Raw genomic sequence first — 8,101 nt, forward strand, 5'->3', positions numbered from 1 at the left:
TTCTACCAACTCCTTTATTTGCTTTTGGTGATTTACCTGTTTTGCTATCTAAATTCATATTTAAATTATACAAGTTAATTTTTTGTTTAAATCTATAAATTACGTGCTTAGTAAATTTAATGTTATTTTGATTACAAAAATTAGTTCAAAATAGTTGTACACTAGCAAAATTATTATTTGCTTTGTAATACTCTTTGATTCAAAATTCTCATTGTTTGTGTGATAAATGTTTGCTCATTTTTATGGGCGAAGCCCGAGGGGTATACCCCTCCCCCTTCCTTTTGTTTTATAAAAGAAAACACAGAAATAACTGTGTCATTTCTGTGTCCCCCTTTAATAAGAAATTATTTGTGTTTTTTATTAAATATGAAAAATTTTTCATATTTTTATATTTATGATTAGCAAAAATAAATATTAAACATAAAATATAGTAAAATTTTTATAATTAATGTTTATAAACTAACAAATAATAAATATTTTAATTTTTATTTAATAATTTAATAAAGGAGAATAATGATAATAGGTAACTCAAAAGTTGCTATTGATGCAATTAAAAAATATAAAAATATTGTAATTTTTCACCACATTAGACCTGATGGAGATTGTTTAGGATCTCAATTTGGTTTAGCTGAATTAATTAAAACAAACTTTCCAGATAAAAAGGTTTATACTGTTGGAGATAATAAAAATACATTTGATTTTATGAATTATCAATTTAATAAAATTGATGAAATTGATTTTAATGATTCGCTTGCTATTGTTGTTGATGCTTCAAGTGGAGATAGAATAGAATGTGCTGAATTACTTTATCAAAAGAAAACAACTGCAAGATTAAGAATTGACCATCATCCAAATGATGCTGATATTGAATATGAATATAACTGAATAGATGAGCACTATGTTGCTGCTGCTGAAATGATTGCTCAAATTGCATATGATTCAAATTTTGAAGTAACAACAAAAGCTGCAAGTCATATTTATTTAGGTATTAACACTGATTCAGCAAGATTTCTTTTTCCTGATACATCAGCAAGAACACATAAGTTAGTTGCTTTTTTAATGGAAAAAGGTAATTTTCACCCTCAATCAATTTTAAAAGAATTATCAAAAAGAACTATGTCTGATTTGAAAATTTCTGGAAGGATTCTTTCTGGTTTTAAAAAGGAAGGAAGAGTTCTTTACTATGAAATAAAAGAAGACTTTTTAAAAGAATTTAACATTAACTCTTTACAGGCGGCTAATTATGTTAATGAACTTGCAAACATAGATGATAATTCATGTTGAGCTCTTTTTATACAAATGGAAGACGGAAAAGTACGTGGCCGTTTAAGATCAAATGGACCACTTGTTAATAATGTAGCAAGACTATTTAATGGTGGCGGACATGATAATGCCGCGGGTATCACTTTAAATAGTTTTGATCAAGTTCCAGAAGTTATAAAAGCATTAAATAAATGTATTTTAGATTGAGAGGCAAAATAATATGGTTATTGGTAATTTAGAATTAGTTACAAAAGAAATATATAAACATAATTCAATAGTAATATTTCACCACATTAGACCTGATGGAGATTGTTTAGGATCTCAATTTGGTTTAGCTGAATTAATTAAAACAAACTTTCCAGATAAAAAAGTGTATACAATAGGTGATAGTAAAGGAATTTACAATTTCTTAGATTTTAAAATGGATTATATACCTTCTGATGAAGTTCTTAAAAATTCACTTGGTGTAGTTGTTGACGCAAATCATAAAGAAAGAATAGAAAATCGTGAAGTTTTAGATAAGAATTTATTTAAAACTGTAATAAGAATAGATCATCACCCAAATGATGACGATCTTGGTGATGCAACAATTAGATGAGTTGATAGTTCTTATTCTGCTGCTGATGAAATGATTACAGAAATAGCGGTTATTAATCAATGAAAAATAACACCAAAAGCAGCTCAATATTTATACCTTGGTATTAATACTGATTCTGGTAGATTTTTATTTAATAATGTTAAAGCTAGAACTTTATATCTTGCTTCTAAACTTTATGAAGCAGGCCTAGATGCTGATTATGTACACCGTGGTTTAGCACAAACAACATTAGAAGATATAAAATTTAATTCTTATTTAATGTCAACATTAAAAACAAGAAATGGTGTTGCATATATTCAAAATGATTTAAAAACCACATTAAGTTTAGGACAAACATCTCAATCATCTGTTAGAGTAAACTCTATTGGAAATATTAAAGGATATCCAATTTGAGTTCAATTCACAGAAGAAGAAAATTCTAAAATAAGAGTCGAATTTAGATCAAATGGACCAATTGTAAGAAATGTTGCACTTAAATGAGGTGGTGGAGGCCATGAGAGAGCTTCTGGCGCAATTATTGATAGTTTTGATTTGGTTGAAAAAGTTGTTGATGACTGTGCTTTTGAAGTTAAAAGATGACAACTCGAACAAGAACAAAAAGATGATTTTTAAATTTTACAATTAATTTTTTAATACCATATACAACTTTTGTGTGTGGTATTTTTATTTGAATTATTTTATTTTTTATGAAACAATTTTCATATTAAAGAAAACTTAAATGCAATTTTCTTTTTAAATTATTAAAAAGTTAAATAATTATATTAAGGAGAAAATATGAAAAGTAAATTGCTAAAAATTGATTTAGTGCTTCAAGTTTTGTTTAAAATCGATAGATACGTAAAACTACAAAAGGATGATTTTAGATATGATTTTTAAATTTTTTAAAAATTTTATTTTAGCAGCACCTACTTTAATATTACCTATTTCTATTAGTTGTAATAATCAAAAATATTATGATAATAGTAAAATAGTCAAAACTTTAAGAACAAATAACATATTAAGACCTTTAAATTCGTATATTAATAGTCCAACTTATTTGGAAAATATAGACACCTTTATCGTTAAAGGAAATAAAATTTATAAAAATCAAAATATTCTAAATTTTAAACAACTATTAAAAGATGACAATTGAGAAAATTTTACAGTTGTTTCAGAAGATTTAGATGATTTAGCAATGTATTCATTTATAGACAACAATGTTTTTAAGTTTAAAAAAGCATATCGCTACTTAGTTTTAAAAAATTATTCATTGATGGAATTAACCAATCACGAACTTGAAGCATACAGTATTCAAAATACAAACTTTAAAAAAACTGATAATTATCGAAAAATATTAAAAAGTAAATATGCAAATAAATTAAAATTTGAATATCAACAAGATAATAATAATTTATCAATAACAATTAAGAAAAAAGAATTTATTAAAGATATTTTTGAATATAACAAATTATTACTTGATGATAGTTATCAAAGATATGCGTTTAATTTACCAGATGATTTTAATAGCAAAAATGAAAAAATTGAATATTTACCATCTGGCCCTATTAGAATAGATATTTATAATGACGAAACACCGAAACCTATTGAAATATTAGAATATACATTAATAATACCTATTGATGAATATTCACCAAGTGAAAAACTAAATATAACAATTAAAGAAATCTAAGACAAAAATAACTTTATTATAAAAGTCACTAAAATTAATAATTTTATGTGACTTTTTAATTTAAATAAAATATTTATTTTTTGATAAAATTAAAGTATGAAACATAATAAAATAAATGTTATGACCAATGGTAAAAAATGAGCAATGCAAGATGATCTTAATAAGACTGAAAATGTTATTCTTTATTTAATAGATTTGATTGCAACAAGAAAAGTACCCGTTAATAAAATTATGCCTTCTGAACACGCTTTAATGGCAAGATTTAACTGTTCTAGGAGTGTTGTTGTAGCTGCTTATCAAAGATTAAGTGCTCTTGGTGCTATTTATTCTATTTCTAAAAGAGGTCATTTTGTTGCTGAAAACTTTCACAATTTAATCAAACCAATAAGTTTACTTATCGGCGCAGATGTTCAATGAGGTGAAGAGGTTCCTAATACTGAACCTGAATGATTTGAAACAAAAAATATTATTTTTGTGCACGGAAGTAGATCATTTGTAAAAAAATATGAAAAAAATGGTTCTGTTATTGCTGAAGCAGATATTTGAGTTTCATTAAAACATATTGATCAAGATGAACCAATTGACACAACTAAACCACTTATTGATATTTTAGATAATAAAGAAAGATTAACAAATGTTGTCTATGAATTAAAATGAGAAAAAGTGAATCGACTTGATCATGAATATATGATGGTAATTACTTTATTTGGATATGATTTAGATAGTATTTGTATTGCTGCTAAATACTATATTAAACCTGAGCATTTTACATTTTGACATCAAGAATTTTCACTAATATAAAAAGAAGGACCACCCTTCTTTTTATATTAAATTTTAAAATTCATCTTGCATACTTTGAATAAAACTGCTTCACCAAACTTTTCTTTAAATTCTTGAACTTGTTTTTTAACTTGTGCACTAGCACCAAACATAAAAGGAAAATTTCATTCTTCTTGTTGTTTTAACATTAGTTTATTTAAAGTATATCGTGCTATTATAGAAGCGCAAGCAACACTTATTTCTTTATCTTCAGCTTTGAAATCAAAAACAAGATTAACATTTGAAAGTCGATTTAATTTATCAAAGTATTTTTGTTCCTGCATACGAGTTGCATATTTTAGGATCGATTTTTCTGTTGAATATTGGTCAATAAAAACTGTTGTTTTTGTGTTTTGTTCAAAGAAATTATCATATTTTGCAACAAATTTTTCTATTGCATTTAAATGACAAATATATTTGACTTCATTAGCGTTAAAATTTTTATTAATTAAAGAGTTATAACCACTTTGTGATAAATTATAGCAAGCATAAAAAACATTATTAATTAATTGTTTTGCAATTTTGTTTATTTCTTTTTCTGATAACTTTTTAGAATCTTTAATGTTTAAACTTTTTAAAAAATCTTTTGATTGTTGTGGTATAAAAACAATACAAGAAACAAGTGGTGTAAAATAATCTCCAACACCTGTTTCATCAATCCCTAATATATTTGAATCTTTTGTAATTTGGTTAAAACCAAATAAATGTTTCACTATTCTTCCTCTGCTTGACTTCTTTTCTTTCTTTTTTCATTTGATTTTTGAATTTCTGCATCTGGGTTATCTAAGAACTTATTAATGTATCAACCCACTCCACCTTCTTTATTAGATTTTGATATTTTTACAGTTGCATAACGTTTTACATCTTTAGTTGCATTACCCATTGCAACTGAAACATTAGCAACTTTAAACATTGGAACATCATTAAAACCATCACCAAGAGCAATAGTATTTTCAACTTTTACATCATAATATCTAATAAGCATACTTAATGCCTTCCCTTTGTTAGCTGTGATATTAGTCATATCAAAAACAGGACTTAAACCATCACCTTTTGATCAATATGAAAATTCAGCTAAGTCACCATATCTTGATTTAAGATAACATCTTAATTGTTCAACATCTGTTGTTTTTTTAACATCAAAGATAATACCAGTAGGCATTAATGGTATTTTATGAAAATCTAAACCAACACGAAGTTTTGAAGAAGTTGAAAAACCAAAAACCTTTTCTAAATCATCATCACGATGCTGAAGTTGTACTCAATCAGGCCCTTCAATAGCTATGTTTGAAATTTCTTTTTGAACTTTTTCATCACCTAAAATATAAAGCGCTTCATTAAGATTTAAATATTTAATATAAGGGATAAATTCATCATCATAAGGATGATGAATGTGTGCTCCATTATAATTAGATACTACAGTATCTAATCCTAATGTATCATAAATAAATTTAGTACTTCTTCAAGGTCTTCCGGTTAAAATACAAACAATATGTCCTTCTTGTTTTGCTCTTTTAATAGCTTTTAATGTTTGATCATGCACTTCGCCTGTTGCACTTGAACGTAAAGTAGTACCATCTAAATCGATAGCAAATAAATATCTTTCTTTCATTTTTTCCTTTCGAATAATTATTGTTTGAAAATAAATTGTGTATTTTTAATAATTATACAATAAAAACATTTGTTTTTGCTTTTTATCTTTATATATGGAATTAATTCTTTACATAAATTTATTAAGATTATTAAAAATTTTTATTTATAAAAAACAAAATATGTTTAAATCCATATTTTGTTTAATTATTTTCTAAAAATTCACTCAGTCTTTTAAATTCTGTTATTGGATAAAAATCTTGTGATGTTAAATATCATTTATAAATACTATATAAATTATCATAATTGATTTGATAATAATCTTTATTGCTTTCATTTTCTCTATTAATAATATTAATATTTTCATTTATTGGAATAATTTTAGGATCAATAACTTCTCTTTTTGCTTCAAGAGTTTTATAATCATCAAGCGTTTGTTCTAAAAACTGCATAGTAGTTATTAAAGCAGTGGTTGTTGCTTGTAATGAAAAGAGTTTCATATTAGGTTTAATTTTGTTGTTTTCTTTTTTAAATAAAACAGCATCATTATTATTTAATAGATTTCAGTAATCTAATGAAAGCATATTTTCTCACGAAATTGAAGGATTAAGAATTATGTAGTCAGAAACATCTTCTTTACCTAAAAGCATCTTAACATAATCAAGCGAATTATTCTCTTTATAGTAAGGATGAAGTTTAAATAAATAGTTATATTCTGACTTAGGATATAATTTTTCTATTTTTTCAAAATATGCTATTGCATTTTTTCTTAATAACTCATTGTTTTGATAAGCACCAGTTCTAAAAAGAGATGAACCAATAAAAACCATATTCTTTTTCGTTGGATCGTATTTTGTAGAATTAATACTCATTAAATCCTTTAATGTTTTAGGTTTACTTTCGCTACTATTCATTAAATTATTTACACTAAGAATATCTTTCATATAATCAGAATCTTTTAAAAACTCTTCATTTGCTAATTTACTTAAACTTGTTGGATAACTGTGAACATTTATCTTTGCTCATGGTTTTTCTAATTTATCAAAAATATCATTTAAAGGTAAACTATAAATGCCTTGAAAGTTAAAAATTTTAACTTTTTCTGATAATCTGTAATATTCACGAGCATTAAATCTATTAACTCTTTGTTTTGAATTAAATTCTTTTTTAATTACACTTAAATTTATTGGTTTTTCTTTATGAAGTACATAGTGAAAATATTGTGGGATAAACTTAGATAACTGAGCATTACCATCAGAAATAATGATTATAGATTTTGCATTTTCTAATAAATATTTTCTTGATTCAGGTTTTAGTCCTGTAAATGAAATATCAGGAATGATGATGTTAAATTTTTGTGTTGAAGATTTTTCTAAAAATGGTTTATATAAATATTCTTGAAATTCTTTTGATGGAATAACATTATATGGTTCATTAGGTCTTTGATGTATATATGAAAATTTACCATTTTGAATTTTTAATTCGTTATTTTCAATTTCAACACTTTTATTATATTTGTTTTGAAGATAATCTAAATTGAATCTATTTGTGTTGTTTAATATATCATGATCACCAACAAATACTATTTTAGTTTGATCATTTTTGATCTTATTTGAATAATTTAAAATACCGACTGCATGTTGCATACTAGTATTTCACACTTGTCCTGCATTTCTATTAAAATAAATTATAGGATCATTATCTTTTGCTAAATCTTGAATGTTTTTCATAAATTCATTAAATTGTGAATTTTTGTATTCAAGCGTTTTAGAATCAAGGTTAAAAGAAGTTTGTAAAGAATCTTTAATTCCATTAAAATCTAAATCTTCATAAACTTTTAGTTCTTGTGCTCCTTCTTTTTCTTCATCTACGTTTGGTTGTTTTGGTAATGGTTTAATAATAGAACTTGAATTTTTAGGTTGTTGCTTATCTGTTTTTGTATTATTTTTTAATTTAAACTTTCAGTAATTTATTATACTAACGCACTTTTACTTTTTAAAAGTGCGTTTTTTACCAAAAATTTATAAAAAAAATATTTTTTTATTTTGTTTTTTAAAATAATTTAGTATAATACTTATACTAATAAAAAAAGGACATTTTATGATAGAAAAATTTAAAAAAGTTTTAATACCAACTGGCGCAAAAATAAGTAAAAGAAAAAA

General features: G+C 24.7%; 8 protein-coding genes. 4 read left to right on the top strand and 4 right to left on the bottom strand.

Annotation, left to right across the window (positions count from 1 at the left end; translation table 4 throughout):
* Positions 1–238, bottom strand: a 238-nt coding sequence (locus tag BU00_RS0102610; RefSeq protein ID WP_027121370.1) for a hypothetical protein, incomplete at its 3' end; no start/stop codon positions are given.
* 275 nt (positions 239–513) lie between these two features.
* Here BU00_RS0102610 and nrnA (BU00_RS0102615) point away from each other — a divergent pair.
* The 4 genes from nrnA (BU00_RS0102615) to BU00_RS0102635 all read left to right on the top strand — a co-directional run bounded on the left by nrnA (BU00_RS0102615) (position 514) and on the right by BU00_RS0102635 (position 4,331).
* Positions 514–1,482: a bifunctional oligoribonuclease/PAP phosphatase NrnA gene (gene nrnA, locus BU00_RS0102615; RefSeq protein ID WP_027121371.1), complete on the top strand. Its 969-nt coding sequence runs from the start codon at positions 514–516 to the stop codon at positions 1,480–1,482.
* 1 nt (position 1,483) lies between these two features.
* A complete protein-coding gene (nrnA, locus tag BU00_RS0102620) occupies positions 1,484–2,473 on the top strand; it encodes a bifunctional oligoribonuclease/PAP phosphatase NrnA (RefSeq protein WP_027121372.1) in 990 nt (329 codons plus the stop codon).
* 253 nt (positions 2,474–2,726) lie between these two features.
* Positions 2,727–3,530, top strand: coding sequence for a hypothetical protein (locus BU00_RS0102630; protein ID WP_027121373.1), 804 nt, complete (start codon positions 2,727–2,729; stop codon positions 3,528–3,530).
* Positions 3,531–3,626: 96 nt separating this feature from the next.
* Complete coding sequence (locus BU00_RS0102635) at positions 3,627–4,331, top strand: winged helix-turn-helix domain-containing protein (protein WP_425411673.1); 705 nt, start codon at positions 3,627–3,629, stop codon at positions 4,329–4,331.
* 26 nt (positions 4,332–4,357) lie between these two features.
* Here the strand turns inward: BU00_RS0102635 and BU00_RS0102640 are convergent, their stop codons facing one another.
* The 3 genes from BU00_RS0102640 to BU00_RS0102650 all read right to left on the bottom strand — a co-directional run bounded on the left by BU00_RS0102640 (position 4,358) and on the right by BU00_RS0102650 (position 7,669).
* Positions 4,358–5,062: a ribonuclease HIII gene (locus BU00_RS0102640; RefSeq protein ID WP_051521851.1), complete on the bottom strand. Its 705-nt coding sequence runs from the start codon at positions 5,060–5,062 to the stop codon at positions 4,358–4,360.
* Positions 5,062–5,961 (bottom strand): Cof-type HAD-IIB family hydrolase, encoded by a 900-nt coding sequence (locus tag BU00_RS0102645; protein ID WP_036458973.1) that lies wholly within the window; start codon positions 5,959–5,961, stop codon positions 5,062–5,064. The genes BU00_RS0102640 and BU00_RS0102645 overlap by 1 nt, the downstream gene beginning before the upstream one ends.
* 181 nt (positions 5,962–6,142) lie before the next feature.
* Positions 6,143–7,669, bottom strand: coding sequence for a hypothetical protein (locus BU00_RS0102650; protein WP_027121377.1), 1,527 nt, complete (start codon positions 7,667–7,669; stop codon positions 6,143–6,145).
* Between the last annotated feature and the right edge of the window lie 432 nt (positions 7,670–8,101).

The sequence above is a fragment of the Mycoplasma leonicaptivi ATCC 49890 genome (assembly GCF_000622205.1).
Taxonomy (GTDB): Bacteria; Bacillota_I; Bacilli_A; order Mycoplasmatales; family Metamycoplasmataceae; genus Mycoplasmopsis; species Mycoplasmopsis leonicaptivi.